This is a genomic window from Providencia sp. Marseille-Q8014 (assembly GCF_965112055.1).
Genome location: NZ_CBCOPT010000001.1, coordinates 849,734 through 866,391, shown reverse-complemented (window position 1 = coordinate 866,391; position 16,658 = coordinate 849,734). Strand labels below are relative to the sequence as shown.

15 protein-coding genes and 1 other RNA gene are annotated in these 16,658 nt (G+C 39.9%); 4 read left to right on the top strand and 12 right to left on the bottom strand.

The annotated features are described in order from the left end of the window. The first annotated feature begins 512 nt into the window (after nt 1–512). Together tomB and ACWPW6_RS03690 are read left to right on the top strand one after the other, a co-directional pair. A complete protein-coding gene (gene tomB, locus ACWPW6_RS03695; protein ID WP_154635730.1) occupies nt 513–881 on the top strand; it encodes an Hha toxicity modulator TomB in 369 nt (122 codons plus the stop codon). A gap of 78 nt (nt 882–959) precedes the next feature. Continuing rightward, a complete protein-coding gene (locus ACWPW6_RS03690; protein WP_004927064.1) occupies nt 960–1,163 on the top strand; it encodes an HHA domain-containing protein in 204 nt (67 codons plus the stop codon). 376 nt (nt 1,164–1,539) lie between these two features. Here the strand turns inward: ACWPW6_RS03690 and ffs are convergent. Together ffs and ACWPW6_RS03680 are read right to left on the bottom strand one after the other, a co-directional pair. Next, nucleotides 1,540–1,636, bottom strand: an RNA gene (ffs, locus tag ACWPW6_RS03685) — signal recognition particle sRNA small type. Between the two features lie 137 nt (nt 1,637–1,773). Continuing rightward, the gene (locus ACWPW6_RS03680) at nt 1,774–2,232 is read right to left on the bottom strand and encodes a YbaY family lipoprotein (RefSeq protein ID WP_154622394.1); all 459 of its coding nucleotides are present in this window, start codon (nt 2,230–2,232) and stop codon (nt 1,774–1,776) included. A gap of 324 nt (nt 2,233–2,556) precedes the next feature. On the opposite strand from ACWPW6_RS03680, the gene tesB reads away from it, so the two are divergent. Then, a complete protein-coding gene (gene tesB / locus ACWPW6_RS03675) occupies nt 2,557–3,423 on the top strand; it encodes an acyl-CoA thioesterase II (RefSeq protein WP_154622395.1) in 867 nt (288 codons plus the stop codon). A gap of 227 nt (nt 3,424–3,650) precedes the next feature. On the opposite strand, the gene amtB is transcribed toward tesB, so the two are convergent. The 5 genes from amtB to ACWPW6_RS03650 form a co-directional block, all read right to left on the bottom strand. Then, nucleotides 3,651–4,934, bottom strand: a complete 1,284-nt coding sequence (gene amtB, locus ACWPW6_RS03670; protein ID WP_154622396.1) for an ammonium transporter AmtB — start codon at nt 4,932–4,934, stop codon at nt 3,651–3,653. Between the two features lie 10 nt (nt 4,935–4,944). After that, nucleotides 4,945–5,283, bottom strand: coding sequence for a P-II family nitrogen regulator (locus ACWPW6_RS03665; RefSeq protein ID WP_154622397.1), 339 nt, complete (start codon nt 5,281–5,283; stop codon nt 4,945–4,947). A 192-nt stretch (nt 5,284–5,475) separates the two neighbouring features. Next, nucleotides 5,476–7,260 carry a SmdB family multidrug efflux ABC transporter permease/ATP-binding protein gene (locus ACWPW6_RS03660; protein WP_247046976.1) on the bottom strand — a complete coding sequence of 595 codons (1,785 nt, stop codon included), beginning with the start codon at nt 7,258–7,260 and terminating at the stop codon, nt 5,476–5,478. Continuing rightward, complete coding sequence (locus ACWPW6_RS03655) at nt 7,257–9,002, bottom strand: SmdA family multidrug ABC transporter permease/ATP-binding protein (RefSeq protein WP_196713814.1); 1,746 nt, start codon at nt 9,000–9,002, stop codon at nt 7,257–7,259. The genes ACWPW6_RS03660 and ACWPW6_RS03655 overlap by 4 nt, the downstream gene beginning before the upstream one ends. A gap of 88 nt (nt 9,003–9,090) precedes the next feature. Beyond that, a complete protein-coding gene (locus tag ACWPW6_RS03650) occupies nt 9,091–9,552 on the bottom strand; it encodes an Lrp/AsnC family transcriptional regulator (RefSeq protein WP_163860717.1) in 462 nt (153 codons plus the stop codon). A 206-nt stretch (nt 9,553–9,758) separates the two neighbouring features. Between ACWPW6_RS03650 and queC the strand changes: the two genes are divergently transcribed. After that, the gene (gene queC, locus ACWPW6_RS03645; protein ID WP_154622400.1) at nt 9,759–10,457 is read left to right on the top strand and encodes a 7-cyano-7-deazaguanine synthase QueC; all 699 of its coding nucleotides are present in this window, start codon (nt 9,759–9,761) and stop codon (nt 10,455–10,457) included. 56 nt (nt 10,458–10,513) lie between these two features. Here the strand turns inward: queC and ACWPW6_RS03640 are convergent, their stop codons facing one another. The 5 genes from ACWPW6_RS03640 to lon form a co-directional block, all read right to left on the bottom strand. Next, entirely contained in the window at nt 10,514–10,945 is a 432-nt protein-coding gene (locus ACWPW6_RS03640; RefSeq protein WP_154622401.1) for an acyl-CoA thioesterase, read from the bottom strand. Between the two features lie 205 nt (nt 10,946–11,150). Next, nucleotides 11,151–11,513: a ComEA family DNA-binding protein gene (locus tag ACWPW6_RS03635; RefSeq protein WP_196713811.1), complete on the bottom strand. Its 363-nt coding sequence runs from the start codon at nt 11,511–11,513 to the stop codon at nt 11,151–11,153. 147 nt (nt 11,514–11,660) lie between these two features. Further along, nucleotides 11,661–13,529 (bottom strand): peptidylprolyl isomerase, encoded by a 1,869-nt coding sequence (gene ppiD / locus ACWPW6_RS03630; RefSeq protein WP_154622403.1) that lies wholly within the window; start codon nt 13,527–13,529, stop codon nt 11,661–11,663. 174 nt (nt 13,530–13,703) lie between these two features. Continuing rightward, on the bottom strand, nt 13,704–13,979 hold the full coding sequence (hupB, locus tag ACWPW6_RS03625; RefSeq protein WP_196713809.1) for a nucleoid-associated protein HU-beta: 276 nt from the start codon (nt 13,977–13,979) through the stop codon (nt 13,704–13,706). Nucleotides 13,980–14,191: 212 nt separating this feature from the next. Beyond that, entirely contained in the window at nt 14,192–16,636 is a 2,445-nt protein-coding gene (lon, locus tag ACWPW6_RS03620; RefSeq protein WP_154622405.1) for an endopeptidase La, read from the bottom strand. Nucleotides 16,637–16,658 lie beyond the last annotated feature (22 nt).

Here is a 16,658-nt window from a genome sequence, read left to right as displayed (position 1 = left end):
CCAAAAATTAATTATACTTATCAATATTGATATCATATTCAATAGCCGTTAATACCAAACCTATATTGTTAAAAAAATATTTTAAGATTATTTTGCAGATCGCTTTTTAAGTTAAATTGATCGTGATTTTTTGTAAACAAACGAAAAGTACTGCTAATCTGATATAAAACTCCCCCAGAATTGTGTTTAATCGATATAAATAGCACAAAAAGGCCAAGGGATACTTTTATTTTTGAAAAAAAACACCAGTCAGGTGGTGACTTATGTAATAAAAGTGCTATATTATTAGCACAGCGAAAACTGTTAGCGCTGCTAGCCCGTATTTGAATATTACAGATATAATTATTGATAATTCTAAAAAACTACACCTATTTTTTACAACTTTATATAACCTAAGATATTGATTAATAAATACTTAAGTTAATTATCAAGGTGTGTTATTTAGTTTGTACTCGATTATTTTGATATAGAAATACACATAGCAAAGGTTAGTCTCGCCTGCGGAGGTGATTATGGATGAATATTCACCCAAAAATTATGATATATCAGAGTTAAAATACTTGTGTAACAGTTTGAATAGAGAAGCAATTTCAAGCTTACAGAAAACAAATACACATTGGATAAATGATTTAAGCTCACCACAAAGTGTACGGCTCAATGAGCTTATTGAACATATAGCCGCCTTTGTATGGCAATATAAGATCAAACATCCAAAAGATAATCTCGTTATATCATTAGTAGAAGAGTATCTTGACGAGACTTACGATTTATTCGGTAGTCCGGTAATAACGTTAAGTGAAATTATTGACTGGCAGAGTATGAATCAAAATCTTGTCGCTGTACTTGATGATGATTTAAAATGCCCTGCAAGCAAGACCTAAAGATATTATTCACCACTAAATAAACTATAACATAGCATGTTATACAGATTTTTAATTATCAATAAAAGAAAGGGTATTATGACCAAAACTGATTATCTGATGCGTTTAAGAAAATGCACAACCATCGATACACTTGAGCGTGTTATTGAAAAAAATAAGTATGAGCTTTCTGAAGACGAGCTGGAACTATTTTACTCAGCCGCAGATCACCGTCTTGCAGAACTCACTATGAATAAACTTTATGACAAAATTCCAGCCTCTGTTTGGAAATTTGTTAGATAACTACTTATTAATATGCTCAGATAATAACTGGTTATAGCCGGTAATTTATTTTATCGGCTTAATGTGTGTATTGACTTTAATTTATTAATTATTACAAAAAAATATCACCATTCTACATAGACTTTACTTATCTAAACATAATCGTTGCCCACTAGATAGATTTAGCTTTTAATGCTTAAACAATAGTGCAATGTTTATTCATAAAAATTTGTAGCGCCCTATAAATAATGGTCGAGCTATCCCATTCGTCGCCAAAATGAATAATCCATAACTTACACTTGTATTATGAATATCATTTTTAGTTGTATATAAGACTAAAAAATAATAAGGGATAAATGGAAGAAAGATAAGTGAACGGCTTATGATTGGGTGGGAGCCCTGCCAGCGACATCCCGGCACACACATCCCCTGCCATGGCTGCTTCCTTCCGGACCTGACCTAGTTAACAAGTTAGCGTTGCGGGAGAACCAACAGAGCCCCCATTGATTGCTTCTTAAAAAGCAGGTGGCATTATGCTTGATGATGACTAAAATAGCAAGGAAAGTGCTGTTAAGTGCTGGTTTATTACACAATAGCAAATCACTATTAAGCTTGATAAAAATAGACTCAATTATTTCGTAGGCTCAAGTACTAATTGAATATTATTTGTGACGCCATCATTCATCACTATACTTTCAGCCTTTGAAACAAACCATAAATCACCATCAACAGACACCGTAGCTCTTAGCGCAAGATGTGCATTCTGACGTACTTCATCCTTTTGGTAGCTCAGTTCAAAAGGAAAGACAAATTGCTTCTCTTTTACTTGATAATATTTTTGCGCCAAAATCAAATCAGGTAACTCAGCGATAGAAATATCAGCTAAGGTCACCGTAATTAATGCATTTCCAGGCAATACCGTTTGTTGCGGGATAACCATTTGCCCCTTGATAACCTTCGCATCCACACTCTTTTTCGTTGGATGACTGTGATGACCTAACTTTGTCTCATTCGCTTTATTATTATTACCTTCACACCCCCCTAAAAAAGCCAACGCGATAAAGCTAATGATAAATAGGTTTAATTTCATAATAATTGCCTAAAAAACAATTTGTTATCAGAGGATATTTACATTATTTCATTTTAGTTGTAATTTTTAACCACCAAAGATCAGATTATAGCCAAAAATAACCATCAATAAAATACTATCTCAAAATGTAACTGCGCATATCAAGATATAAATTTCATAAAAAAGTCATATTCAGCCTAGGCAATAAGGTGTTTCAAGTCGCAAGCCGCTATCCTCATCACTTTGCGACGTAAAATCGATAACACAAAAACAGTCTACCTATTTTTATGTATTAATGGGAAAATACAATCATCTGATATTTATTAATCAATATTCAAGGTTGCTATGAGTCCAGAATTACAAAATTTAATCAGCCTATTAGAATTGGAAAAGATTGAAGAAGGTATTTTTCGTGGTCAAAGTGAAGATCTCGGACTACCTCAAGTTTTCGGTGGGCAAGTCGTTGGCCAAGCCATGTATGCGGCAGAACAAACCATTCCTGAAGATCGCTTAATTAATTCATTCCATAGCTACTTCTTACGCCCAGGTGATAGCCAGCGCCCAATTGTTTATGATGTAGAGATATTAAGAGATGGCGGCAGTTTTAGCACACGACGAGTCAGTGCAATACAACATGGTAAGCCTATCTTTTTTATGACGGCATCTTTCCAATCCCAAGAGGATGGATTTAACCATCAAAATTTAATGCCTGAAGTCCCATCACCAGAAACATTAATCTCTCAAGATGACATCATCCAGCGTTTGGCTGCTCAGTTACCCGAATCTGTTAAAAAGTATGCTTTGCGCCCAAACCCTTTTGAGTTTCGCCCAATCGAGTTTTATAGTCCTTTCGACACTCCCCCACAGGAACCGTTTCGCTATATTTGGTTTAAAGCGAAAGGGCAATTGCCTGATATTCCATCATTACATAATTATTTATTGGGCTATGCGTCTGACTATAATTTTCTCCCCGCAACGCTCCAACCACATGGCCGTGGCTTTATGGAGAGAGACTTACAGGTTGCCACAATTGACCATTCTATGTGGTACCACCGCCCCTTTAAAATTGATGACTGGCTACTCTATGCTATAGAGAGTCCTTCAGCCTCTGGAGGCCGTGGGTTTGTTAAAGGACAAATTTATAACCAAAGTGGGGAGCTAGTAGCAACAGCGGTCCAAGAAGGGGTGATCCGTAAAAGAAAGCCGCGTTAATTGACAAGTAAACCAACGCAAGTACTCACTAACTAAATAGGGTAAGATAGAAGGCTCACCTCTTATCTTATCCTTTTATATTAAAACTCTATTCGTTCATGCGTCACAGCCCTTCATTATTATTGTGAGAAGAGTATTTTCCATGTTTGAATGGCAGAATCTATTGATCTGCCATTCTTATTGGGTATATATAATGTGAGTACTAACTAACATCATATAAATACAAGTTAATTATAAGCACTCTCACCATGATAGGTAATATCGAGTCCCTCTCTTTCTTGTTCAACCTCAACACGTAAACCTGTTAGTTTATCCGCTATCAAAAATGCCAAATAAGCGACAATTGCAGTCCAAATCACACAGATTAGTATGCTAAATGCCTGAACACCAACTTGTTTAAGCATTGTCACTCCCTCGGCATAACCTAACCCTCCTAATGTTGCAGAGGTAAATACGCCTGTTAATAAGCAACCAACTACGCCACAAACACCGTGTACGCCAAAAACATCACATACATCGTCGACTTTTAACCAACGTTTTAAAACGACCACCCCCCATAATCCAGCAACCCCAGATATTAGGCCTATTACCAATGCGCCAGCAATTCCAACCGTACCGGCTGCCGGTGTGATGCCGACTAATCCAGCTAAACAGCCAGAACAAGCCCCCAATAATGACGGTTTATCTCTAAACACCCACTCCGCAAGTACCCAAGATAAAATTGCGCCGGATGCCGCTACAACGGTATTAATAAAGGCCAAAGCTGCAATAGAATTCGCACTTCCAGCAGACCCAGCATTGAAACCGAACCAACCAATAAATAAGATCGCGGTTCCCATAAATACCATCGGCAAATTATGGGGTTTTATGGCTTCTTTTCCGAAACCCGTTCTTTTTCCAAGTAAGTAAGCACCAACAAGCCCAGCGACTGCTGCATTAATATGAACAACCGTTCCCCCCGCAAAATCCAGTGCGCCATCTTGGGCAAGTAATCCCCCGCCCCATACCATATGAGCCATAGGTAAATAAGCAAAAGTTGTCCAAATAAAAGCAAATATCAGTATGGCTGAAAATTTAATCCTTTCGCCTAAAGCACCAACCACCAGCGCAACCGTTAAACTGGCAAAAGCCCCTTGGAATGCCACATGAACAAATTGTGGGATCGTTGCTGCTAAGCTTTCGACGCTAATTCCTTTAAGCATAAATTGGCTTAATCCACCGAAAAAATCATTTCCTTCACTAAAGGACAAGCTATAACCATATATCACCCAAATGACCGAAACGAGAGCAAAAATAACCATCGTTTGAGCCATAAGTGACAATACGTTTTTGCTTCTCAGTAATCCGCCATAAAATAAAGCGATACCAGGAATGATCATAAATAAGACCAATGCAGTACAAACCATCATAAATGCATTGTCGGCTTTATCTACACCGTCCTCAGCAGCAAACACATTCACAGGAAAACTCGCTATAAATAACCAACATAAAACCTGAAACAATTTACTCATCGCTGTTCTCCTATAGTGCATCGTCTTGTTTCTCACTCGTGCGGATACGTATGGCTTGCTCAAGGTCGAATACAAATATCTTCCCATCGCCAACCTGGCCTGTATTCGCCGCTTTTTCTATCGATTCAATGACCTGTTCTGAAAATTCATCTGAAACAGCGACTTCGAGTCGCACCTTAGGTAAGAAATCCACCGTATATTCTGCGCCACGATACAGCTCAGAATGCCCCTTTTGACGACCAAAACCACGGACTTCAGTAATAGTCAGACCTTGTATACCTATATCTGAAAGCGCTTCTCTTACTTCATCCAACTTAAAAGGCTTAATGATTGCGATGATATATTTCATTTTCCCTCCGGATAATATGATCCCCTGCCGATTCAGCTAAAGGTGCGCGATAGCAACATCACTGATTGCAAAAACCTTAAGGCAAATAACATGCCAAAATTAATTAGGCTTATAATTCAAACAGTAATGGCAAAAAAAAAAGCCACTCTCTCGAGTGGCTTTTTTCTTATGCATTAAAAGTGTGCAAAATAATCAGTTCAATATTGTTTCAGGCTCAACATCATCATGTAAATTGAGCGATTCACCAACCTGCTGAAGTTGATACATTTGGTAATAGCGCCCTTTTTGTTGCAGTAATTGAGTGTGCTTTCCTTTTTCAACAATTGCACCACGATGAAGCACAACAATTTGATCGGCATCGACTATCGTGGATAATCGATGGGCAATAACAACTAGCGTAGTTGTCTGACGAATAATACGCAGTGCTTTTTGGATCGACTGCTCCGTTCCTGAATCAATATTCGCTGTTGCCTCATCAAGGATCAGTATTTTCGGTGTTACCACTAATACTCGCGCCATGGCTAACAGCTGTCTTTGCCCAACTGACAGTGTATTTCCTTGTTCACCCAATAATGAATCCAAGCCATTAGGAAGTAAACGAACGTGCTCAGCTAGCTGTACAGTTTCTAATACTTGCCAAACTTTTTCTTGTGTTACATCACGCCCTAACGCAACATTATCAAAGAAGGAAGCCGCGAGTACGACCGGATCTTGTTGCACCATTGCGATGCCATTACGTAAAACTTGGTGAGATAGAGAGTGTAACGGTCTACCATCGAGTAGGATTTCACCTTGTTGCCAAGGGTAATACCCCATAATTAGGTTTGCGATGGTACTTTTACCGCTTCCTGTATGCCCAACAAGCGCAACAAAGCTATTCTCAGGCACATGAAGATTAATATCTGTTAAGACTTTTTTATCTTCGCGGTAAGCAAATGATAAATCTTGAATATCGATAGCCCCTCCCTGTAATGGCTGTACATTCTCGCCATAACCTTGTTTCGGGCTATCCATTAACTCAAATACGCGTTCCCCTGAGACCACAGCTTGCTGCAACATCGATTGCTGGGAAGTCAGCTCAATTAATGGCTCATTTAAGCGGCCAAGGTAGTTGATAAAGGCATAGAGCACCCCCACCCCAATGGTCGCTGTACCATCAAAACCGAATAAAAGTAGCAATCCGCAAAGCACTGACGCGGAAATTAAACTTAATAGGGGACGCAATAACACCCCATCGAGTTTTAATGCTTTCATTCTCGCGAGATAGTGATCTTGGCTTGCTTCAAGCATTTTCTCACCAAATCGAGCTTGTTGGCGAAATTGCTGAATAACCGTCATGCCATTAATCACTTCATTAAATCCATTATTAATATCGGCAAGATAAGAACGCACTCGACGGACAATGGGTGTACTCAATTTTTGATAGATAAGCATCACGACCACTACCGCAGGAAAGATCATAATGGCAACCAAAGCCATACGCCATTCCAGAGTAAACATAGCAACTAACATGGCACAAATTAGCGCTAAGCTACGAAACACAGTGGGTACGACGGTCACAAATAGATCTTTAATGACCTCTGTGTCATTAGTCACGCGAGAAATAATTTGTCCTACAGGCTGTTTATCAAAAGCACTCAACGGTTGTCTTAACGCCGAATTCATAACATCGGTACGTAAAGTCTGTACAACACCTACCGCTGATTTATTGAATAAGATAGTTTGATAATAATGAAGAAGTGCTGCAATAACCTGCAATAGCACAAAGCCAACTGCTAGATATATTGTGAGTGGCATAATGATTTGTTTCTTGGCAACCATGTTGTCAATGAAATAACTAATCAACAAAGGTCCACTCACTTCGGCGGCCGCAGCAACCCATAGCATGATAATAGCCAATGTCATCGTACTACGATGCGCTTTTCCATAGCTTAGTAGACGTTTTAAGGCTGGCCATAGTGGTTTTTTCTGACTCATAAATCACCATCCAAAGCCGCTTCAATTTGTTGATAATGATACATATCTTTATACCAACCCGGTTGAACAGTGAGTGTTGAGTGAATACCTTCAGACACAATACTTCCTTGGGACAAGACTAAAATATTATCAGCCTCAACTAATGCAGATAGGCGATGTGCAGTAATAATCAATGTCTTGCCTTCACGCCAACGGCTCAAGTTTTGTAAAATAGCATGTTCCGTCTGCCCATCAACAGCCGAGAGAGCATCATCTAAAATTAAAATTTCTGCATTTTGCAAAATAGCTCGTGCAATCGAGAGCCGCTGTTTTTGTCCCCCAGACAACATAACGCCTCGCTCACCAACCTGTGTTTGGTAACCTTCCGGTAACCTCAGGATATCATCATGCACGCAAGCAATACGTGCCGCTTCCTCAATTTGCTCTATTGTTGCTTGTGGGCTACCTAATGCGATATTCCCTGCCACAGTATCAGAAAATAAAAAAGGAGATTGATTCACAACAGCTAATCGACTTCGCCATTCATTTAAGCGAATCTCAGGCAGCGGCTTACCTTGGTAGTGGATTTCCCCTTCAGTCACATCGAATTGACGCTGAATTAATGCAAGTAGTGTTGATTTGCCTGAACCTGTTGGTCCGCAAATTCCCAAAAACTGACCGGGTGGGAGTGTGAAATGAATATCATGAAGCGCGACCCGTTCTGCTTCTGGATAACAAAACGCCTTAATATGCGCCTGTAATTCTCCTCTTTCGCCTAGAAGAGATTGCTGACCATCTTCAATGTCTATAGGTTCATCCAGTAAAGCACGGATACGGCTATAGGCTGCGCTACCACGTTCAACGATGTTAAACATCCATGCCAACGCTAGCATAGGCCAAATCATTAATCCCAAATACATGACAAAGCTAGTGAGTTCTCCGAGAGTCAGCGTGTCATGCAGCACCATCCAACTCCCCCCAGCGATAGCCAAGAGGTTTGCCATACCGATAGCAATAAAAATCGTCGGGTCAAAACGGGCATCAACTCTAGCGACATGCATATTGCGTCGACCCGCCTCAGTCGCGACTTGTTCGAACTGATTTGATTGATGATCCTCAAGGCCAAAAGCCTTTATCATGCGAATGCTGGTTAAGCTCTCTTGTGCATGATTATTTAATGAAGAGAATGCACCTTGAGCATGTTTAAATCGATGATGTAATTGATCACCATAACGTTTAATCACTAACGCCATAATAGGCATTGGAATCAATGCTAATAATGTTAGTTGCCAACTAATTTCCACGCTCATCATGACCAATACAGCACAGCCCATAACTAATGAGTCAACAAATGTGAGCACTCCTTCACCCGCAGCAAATACCACTCGGTCAACATCATTAGTGGTTCGAGCAATCAAATCTCCTGTTCGGTATCTTTGATAGAAAGATTGATTTTGTAGACTTAATTGACGGTAAAATTTTTGTCGTAATTGCACCGCTAGCTTATAAGACGCACCAAATAACCAAATACGCCAGACATAACGAAGACCGTATACAACAACAGCAATGAATAACATCAATGCCACATACGACACTAACTGAGTTGTAGCCATGGTTTGATTGCTAATCCCATCCACAACGATCCCCACAAGTCGCGGTGGAACAAGCTGTAAGATAGCTATAATGATTAAAAAGCAAACCGCACCAACATAGCGTCGCCATTCACTCAAAAAATACCAGCCAAGTTGTGAAAATAATCGCACTGAATTACTGCCTTGAATAAGATTTAATATTTGCCATGGTGTGGCATCCTAATGGTGCAAATGCTTAAGAAAAATAGGCGTAATACCATTAATCAGGGATAGGTAACACCGTAGTATACTTGATTTTTTCCATTGCAAAACTAGAGGTTACATCAATAAGCCCATGAACACCATTAACTAACTTTTTATAAAATAAGTCATAGGATTTCATATCTTTGACTTCAACTTGCATAAGATAGTCATACTCCCCAGCCATGCGATAAAACATAAGTACCTCTGGAAGCTGACTAACAAAAGAAACAAATTGCTCATACCACTCGCTGTTGTGATGCTGAGTTTTGATCATCACGATAACGGTTAAGCCCAAGCCTAACTTTTCGCCGTCGAGTAACGTGACTTTACTCCGAATATATCCCTCATCTTCTAAGCGTTTTAGCCTTTTCCAACAAGGTGTTGATGTTAAATTCACCGCTTCTGCAAGTGCATTCAAAGATAGACTGCTGTCATTTTGCAGCAAGCGAAGTAACTTTTTATCTATCTTATCTAACATATTTGCTCTCTTAATATTTATAAAAAAATGTCACGGTTACGGCTATATAATAGAATTATTTTACCTAAATAGACTGACAACAGCATAAATAATTTATCAATCTGTGTTAAAAGACAAAAATACCGCTATCCATCAAAGGCTAGCACCATTAACATGGCGCTATAGCAACCTGTATATTCATTTTTGTTGGAGTAAGAGGAATATTTATGAAACGCGCTGTTGTTGTCTTCAGTGGTGGTCAAGACTCGACGACTTGCCTCATCCAAGCGTTAAAAACTTATGATGAAGTCCATTGTGTCACTTTTGATTATGGGCAACGTCATCGCTTTGAGATTGAAGTGGCCCAAAAGCTCAGCCATTCACTTGGAGCAACTGCACACAAGGTGCTTGACGTTACTCTCCTCAATGAACTCGCAGTGAGCAGTCTAACTCGTGATAATATTCCAGTGCCTGACTATCAAGAAAGTGAGTCTAGCGGATTACCCAGTACATTTGTTCCGGGGCGAAATATTCTTTTTTTAACGCTAGCTGCCATCTATGCCTACCAAGTGCAAGCGGAAGCCGTTATCACCGGGGTTTGTGAAACGGACTTCTCGGGCTACCCTGACTGTCGAGATGAATTTGTCACCGCACTTAATCATGCCGTCAATCTAGGACTGGCGAAAGACATTCGTTTTGAAACACCGTTGATGTGGCTAAATAAAGCGCAAACTTGGGCTTTAGCTGATTTTTATGGTCATTTAGACACAATACGACAAGAAACTCTGACTTGCTATAACGGCATACAAGGAGACGGCTGTGGAGAGTGCGCTGCATGCCATCTTCGCAGTAAGGGCTTAAACGACTACTTGAGCGATAAAGAAACTGTGTTATCTTCACTCAAAAAAATGACTAAACTCATCTAGTTACCTGAATATAAGGGGGCTAGAAAAGAGAACTCTTTCCGGCCCCCTTGAATGCGTTAAGCGTCAACAAACGCTTCAGCGTTAGCTTGTGACAACAATTCAAGTTTTTCGAGTAACTCACCATCAATACTAATGGCTTTATTTAACGATAAATCAATAAATACAAAAGTCACCATTGCATCAGAAACAACCTCTTTCTTTCCTTGTCGTTCACGAATTATTTGTTGATAACATACCGCACTTCTAGCACCAATTTTCTCAATACGTGTAGTCACGACTAATTCATCACCAATGACTGCACCATGAAAATAGTTCACATTGATATTAACCGCAGCCATTGTCAGCTTTTTCTTCAGGGCCCATCCAATGAAATCATGTTGCTCCATCCAAGCCCAACGATCTGACTCATAGAACTCAAGATAGCGTGCATTATTAACATGCTGGAAAACATCAATGTGGTAACCTCTAACTTTAATTTGCGTTGCCATAACTACTCCGACCAGTTGTCTCTGTTTACAAAAACATAACAAATAATTATGACTCTTGCTGAAATAATCTATTTTATGTGATACGCATCAAATTATTTATTTAACAAAATATGAGTAATACAAAAAGAGCCTGTTCATAAACATGATTCATATCACCCATTTCACGGTATGAAGTGCTCACATATTAATGTGAGCACCCCACTTGTTATAAGGTCAATTTACTTCGGTTTTTTTCTAAAAATGCAGGCCCTATTCCACGCACCTCTAAAATATTTTCAATAGTATTAAATGCCCCATATGTATTTCTATACTCAACAATTGCCTTTGCCTTTTGTATACCAATACCATGAAGCTTTTTTGCTAATTCTTCTGCACTAGCCTGATTAATATTAACTTGGGCGATGTTATCGACACCCGCTGGTAATGTTTTTTCTTCTTGAAAATGTTTGTTTGTCATCGTCTTATCAGGCTCGATTTTTTTAGCTAATACGGCGTGTGAACACATCAACATCGAGGAAATGACGACGATACTCCCTAGTGACTGCTTTATAGATTTCATCCATGTCATTGGCTTTCTCCTGTTTTAAATTGAGATAGCACAATGCCAAAATCAAAAGACAAACGCTGTTTTCGCTTAACAGAAATAAGAAAGGCCACCCAAAGGTGGCCTTAAGATAGATTCAATTACAATTGTAATTGCGAACAGCGTCTCAAATTACTCGAGGTTCAATACTTCAACTTTGGCTTTCTCACGCAAGTTAAGCATCAACGCTTCATTTACCGCACTGCCCATCATACCTTGGTACTCTTTGGTCAGTTGGGCTAGCTCTTCATCAGACGCTTTACCTGGGATCACTTTATCAAGCTGAATAATGACTAAGTTATCTTGTGCATCTCGAGCCGTCGTATAAGTCACCTTACCTTCGCTTGGTTTCGCCATCGCCATTGCTGCACCAATAATTGGTGTTTGAGGCATCATACGAGAAACGGTTTCAGGAGCAGTAAACTTAACATTAGCAGCGCTCAATGCAGCCTCGCCTTTACCTTCTTTCAGTGCAGCGACTAATTTATCGCCTTCTGCTTTCAGCTCAGCATCTGCTTTTTTACGTTTAACTAATGCTTCGATTTGAGATTTAACGGTTTCGAATGATTCAGTTTGTTCCGGCTTATATTGGGTAACACGGACGACAAACGCACGGTCACCTTCAACATTAATCACATCCGAGTTAATCCCCGTTGAACCATTTTTATCCACTAAACGCTCACTAAATATTTCGTTAATGACTTTAGGGAAGTTTAAAGCGGCCGGTGGATTATTTTTATCAAACCAGTCGGTGGTTACCACTTTTAAGCCTGATACCTCTTCTACTGACGCTAAAGACTCATTGTCATTCGTCGCTGCTTCACTGACTTTTTGTTGCAAGTCATAAAACTGTTTAACATTTTTATCTTGCGTTAACGTCGTCTTAATCGAGTCTTTGACTTCATCGAAAGGTTTCGTGCTTTCAGGCTTAATATCATCTAAACGGAAGATAACAAAGTTTGAGCCAGACTTGATCGGCGCAGAAAGTTGCCCTTTCTCAGTTAATTTCGCATTCGCAATTTCAGCGGGTGTTGAGGCTTCTTCCATCCACCCGATCACACCTTTATTGCCGGCACTAAACTTATCCGTTGATTTCTCAGAGGCTAACACGTCGAATTGCGCCCCCGCTTTTAGCTGATCAAGGATTTCATTCGCTTCTTTCTCTGAAGCAACCTGAATCATACTGTAGTGGTTTTGCTGAGCCTGAGTATAATTTTTCAGATTTTGATCATAATAAGTTTTTATTTCTGCATCAGAAACGGTCAGTTCAGGTAGAGAAGCGGCATCAATCTCAACATAGCTGACCTGAACTTTTTCAGGAGAGATAAAACTGTTCTGATTCGCATTGTAGTAATCTTTTAATTCATCTTCAGTCGCAGTCTGTTTAGCTTCAATATCAGCTAATGACAGGGTCGCTGTACGAATTTCACGTTCTTGCAAAAATAATTCAGCGTAATTTTTCACTTCTGAAGGTAAAGCAAAGTCACTACCAGTAAATGCCTTAGCCAATTGAGCACGCACTAAATCAGTACGAATTTGCGCCGCGAAATTATCCGCATTGACATTGTACTGGCTTAAAATATTACGGTATTTTTCACTATCAAATTTCCCATTCGTTTGGAAAATCGACATAGCAAAAATGGCTCTTTCTATCTGAGCATCACTCGCTGACAGATTTAACTCATTAGCGTACTGATTGATTAATTCGTTATTAATCAAGTTATCCAAAGCTTGTCGGCGTAATAATTTCATGCTTTCTTCATTACCCGCAACTTCAGAAAACTTATCTCCCAAATATTCTTGTAAAGATTGACGCTCTTGTGCGAAAGCCTGTTGTAGTTGCTCCCTGCTAATTGGCTGCCCATTTACTTCAGCAGCATCATTACTTGTACCGCCAATCATGTAACCAGCAACCCCTGTCAGCACGAATGACAGGATAATGATAGCCAGTATCAGTTTGATAAAAGGACTGTTCACCTTCGTGCGTAGATTGTCCATCATAAAAAGGCTTAACTCCGCTTTGTTAAATTCAATTTCCTAATAATACGCTAATCTTAACTCAGATTGAAAAAAAAGCGCACCATTTCCATGATGCGCCTCTATATTAGCTGATTAATAATTTTCAGTCAGTGAGTGTTTTGAAAAAAAATAAAACAATCCCAAAATAAAACTGAATTAGCTATTAACTGCGTCTTTTAAACCTTTACCCGGACGGAAAGCAGGTACTTTCGCCGCAGCGATCTTAATCTCTTTACCTGTTTGTGGGTTACGTCCTGTGCGAGCGGCACGTTCACGAACGGTGAATGTACCAAAGCCAACTAAAGCAACATCATCACCTTTGCTCAGTGAACTAGTGACTGATGCAACAAACGCATCAACAACACGGCCAGCTGCAGCTTTAGAAATATTCGCTTCAGAAGCGATTTGATCAATCAGTTGAGACTTATTCACTCTTATCATCCCCATATTAGTTTTGACTATGATCTTAATTAGGCTATTAAGCTAATTAATGATGCAGCCGTTATATCAATCCTGAATGCCAATGGCAAGAGAACAGATTACATCCAAATAATTATCAGAATCATCGTTAAATTAGCGACGAAAAAAAAGGCTGACAACCCCTAAATAGGTTATCAGCCATACTTTTATGCAAACTTCTTGATTCAGCTCACTCTTTTTGACTTATTTTTTACGATTTCCACACCAAATGGCGGGTTCGCTAATGCCAAAGAGAGGACTTCCTCAATAGTTTTAACAGGGTGAATTTCCAAATCAGCAATCACATTTTCTGGAATTTCTTCCAAATCACGTTTGTTCTCAAATGGAATTAATACCGTTTTAATACCACCACGATGTGCTGCAAGTAATTTTTCTTTCAGTCCACCAATTGGTAATACAAGACCTCTTAGCGTAATTTCACCTGTCATTGCGACATCCGCTTTAACAGGATTACCTGTTAAGCAGGAAACTAAGGCCGTTGACATAGCAATACCTGCACTTGGGCCATCTTTCGGTGTCGCACCTTCAGGTACGTGAACATGAATATCGCGTTTCTCATAGAAATCGCTATTGATGCCCAGTTTTTCTGCTCGAGCTCGAACAACAGTCAACGCAGCTTGAATAGATTCTTGCATCACTTCACCTAATGAACCAGTATAAGTGAGCTTACCTTTACCAGGTACACAAGCTGTCTCAATCGTTAACAAGTCACCGCCGACCTCGGTCCACGCCAATCCGGTGACTTGACCTACACGGTTTTCCGTATCGGCTTGACCATAATCAAACTTACGAACACCTAAGAAATCCTTCAGGTTATCAGCATTAATTTCGATATGTTTCAGCTTCTTATCCATTAATAAGGACTTAACCGCTTTACGACACAGTTTCGAAATTTCACGCTCTAAACCACGGACACCTGCTTCACGAGTGTAGTAACGGATAATGCCAATGAGTGCACTATCATCAATCGTTAGCTCATTCTTTTTCAATGCGTTGCGTTGGATTTGCTTCGGCAGCAAATGCTGCTTAGCGATATTTAGTTTCTCATCTTCTGTATAGCCAGACAGACGAATAACTTCCATACGATCGAGCAATGGCGCAGGAATATTCATCGAGTTAGACGTAGCCACAAACATCACATCAGAAAGATCGTAATCAACTTCCAAATAATGATCGTTAAATGCGACGTTTTGCTCAGGATCTAACACCTCGAGTAATGCAGAAGCAGGATCACCTCGCATGTCAGAAGACATTTTATCAATCTCATCTAACAGGAACAGCGGGTTTTTCACTCCAACTTTTGCCATTTTCTGGATCAGTTTACCCGGCATAGAACCGATATAGGTACGACGGTGACCACGAATTTCCGCTTCATCACGTACACCACCTAATGCCATACGAGTGTACTGACGGCCTGTTGCTTTTGCGATAGATTGACCAAGTGAGGTTTTACCTACCCCTGGTGGTCCAACCAAACATAGGATTGGGCCTTTGATCTTACTTACACGGCTTTGTACCGCCAGATACTCTAGGATACGTTCCTTAACACGCTCTAGGCCATAATGGTCTGTATCTAGTACTTCTTGCGCCTTAACAAGGTCTTTTTTCACTTTGCTACGAGCATGCCATGGTACCTGAACCATCCAATCAATGTAGCTACGCACTACTGTGGCTTCTGCTGACATTGGAGACATCATTTTTAGCTTTTGCAATTCTGCTTCAGCTTTTTCATGAGCCTCTTTTGGCATTTTTGCTTCTTCAATTTTGCGTTTCAGCGCTTCGTATTCATCGGGCGCATCATCCATTTCACCAAGCTCTTTTTGAATCGCTTTCATTTGCTCATTCAAATAATATTCGCGTTGGCTTTTTTCCATCTGCTTTTTGACACGGTTACGGATGCGTTTCTCAACTTGCAACAGCTCAGTTTCAGATTCCATCATGGCCATCAGGAATTCAACACGCTCAGCAACATTCGCCATCTCTAACACACGTTGTTTATCGGCCAATTTAAGTGGCATATGAGACGCTATGGTATCCGCTAATTTATCGAGTTGATCTTGTTCAATCGAATGCAGCGATGTCAAAACTTCAGGTGGAATTTTTTTATTCAGTTTAATATAGCTTTCGAACTGATTGACAATAGTGCGATAAAGAACCTCTTGCTCTTTTTCATCAAGAAGTTCTGCGACTTTAGCTTGAGCGCTATCTTCATTGTAAAAATCATCTGCATCTTCAGCTTGTTTCACAGCTTCAGGCTGCAAATATTCTGCTTGTGCTAAGAAATACTCGCCATTGTCAGTTAAGCTGCTTATACGCGCTCTTCTTAAGCCTTCAACTAATACTTTAACTGTCCCATCGGGCAATTTCAGCATTTGAATAACTGAAGCTACGGTACCAACAGAAAATAAATCATTAACCCCAGGCTCATCAGTTGAGGCCTCTTTTTGGGCTACCAGCATTACTTGCTTGTCATGATCCATCGCTGCTTCCAGACTGTGAATGGATTTTTCACGTCCAACAAACAGTGGGATCACCATATGTGGGTACACCACTACATCACGCAGAGGCAATACAGGTATTTCAATGCGTTCGGAACGCTCAGGATTCATAAAGCTCTCTCTTCGTTTAGCT

Coding starts and splice junctions, on each gene's coding strand:
- tomB (WP_154635730.1), top strand. CDS start 513: ATGGATGAATATTCACCCAAAAATTATGATATATCAGAGTTAAAATAC.
- ACWPW6_RS03690 (WP_004927064.1), top strand. CDS start 960: ATGACCAAAACTGATTATCTGATGCGTTTAAGAAAATGCACAACCATC.
- ACWPW6_RS03680 (WP_154622394.1), bottom strand. CDS start 2,232: ATGAAATTAAACCTATTTATCATTAGCTTTATCGCGTTGGCTTTTTTA.
- tesB (WP_154622395.1), top strand. CDS start 2,557: ATGAGTCCAGAATTACAAAATTTAATCAGCCTATTAGAATTGGAAAAG.
- amtB (WP_154622396.1), bottom strand. CDS start 4,934: ATGAGTAAATTGTTTCAGGTTTTATGTTGGTTATTTATAGCGAGTTTT.
- ACWPW6_RS03665 (WP_154622397.1), bottom strand. CDS start 5,283: ATGAAATATATCATCGCAATCATTAAGCCTTTTAAGTTGGATGAAGTA.
- ACWPW6_RS03660 (WP_247046976.1), bottom strand. CDS start 7,260: ATGAGTCAGAAAAAACCACTATGGCCAGCCTTAAAACGTCTACTAAGC.
- ACWPW6_RS03650 (WP_163860717.1), bottom strand. CDS start 9,552: ATGTTAGATAAGATAGATAAAAAGTTACTTCGCTTGCTGCAAAATGAC.
- queC (WP_154622400.1), top strand. CDS start 9,759: ATGAAACGCGCTGTTGTTGTCTTCAGTGGTGGTCAAGACTCGACGACT.
- ACWPW6_RS03640 (WP_154622401.1), bottom strand. CDS start 10,945: ATGGCAACGCAAATTAAAGTTAGAGGTTACCACATTGATGTTTTCCAG.
- ACWPW6_RS03635 (WP_196713811.1), bottom strand. CDS start 11,513: ATGACATGGATGAAATCTATAAAGCAGTCACTAGGGAGTATCGTCGTC.
- ppiD (WP_154622403.1), bottom strand. CDS start 13,529: ATGATGGACAATCTACGCACGAAGGTGAACAGTCCTTTTATCAAACTG.
- lon (WP_154622405.1), bottom strand. CDS start 16,636: ATGAATCCTGAGCGTTCCGAACGCATTGAAATACCTGTATTGCCTCTG.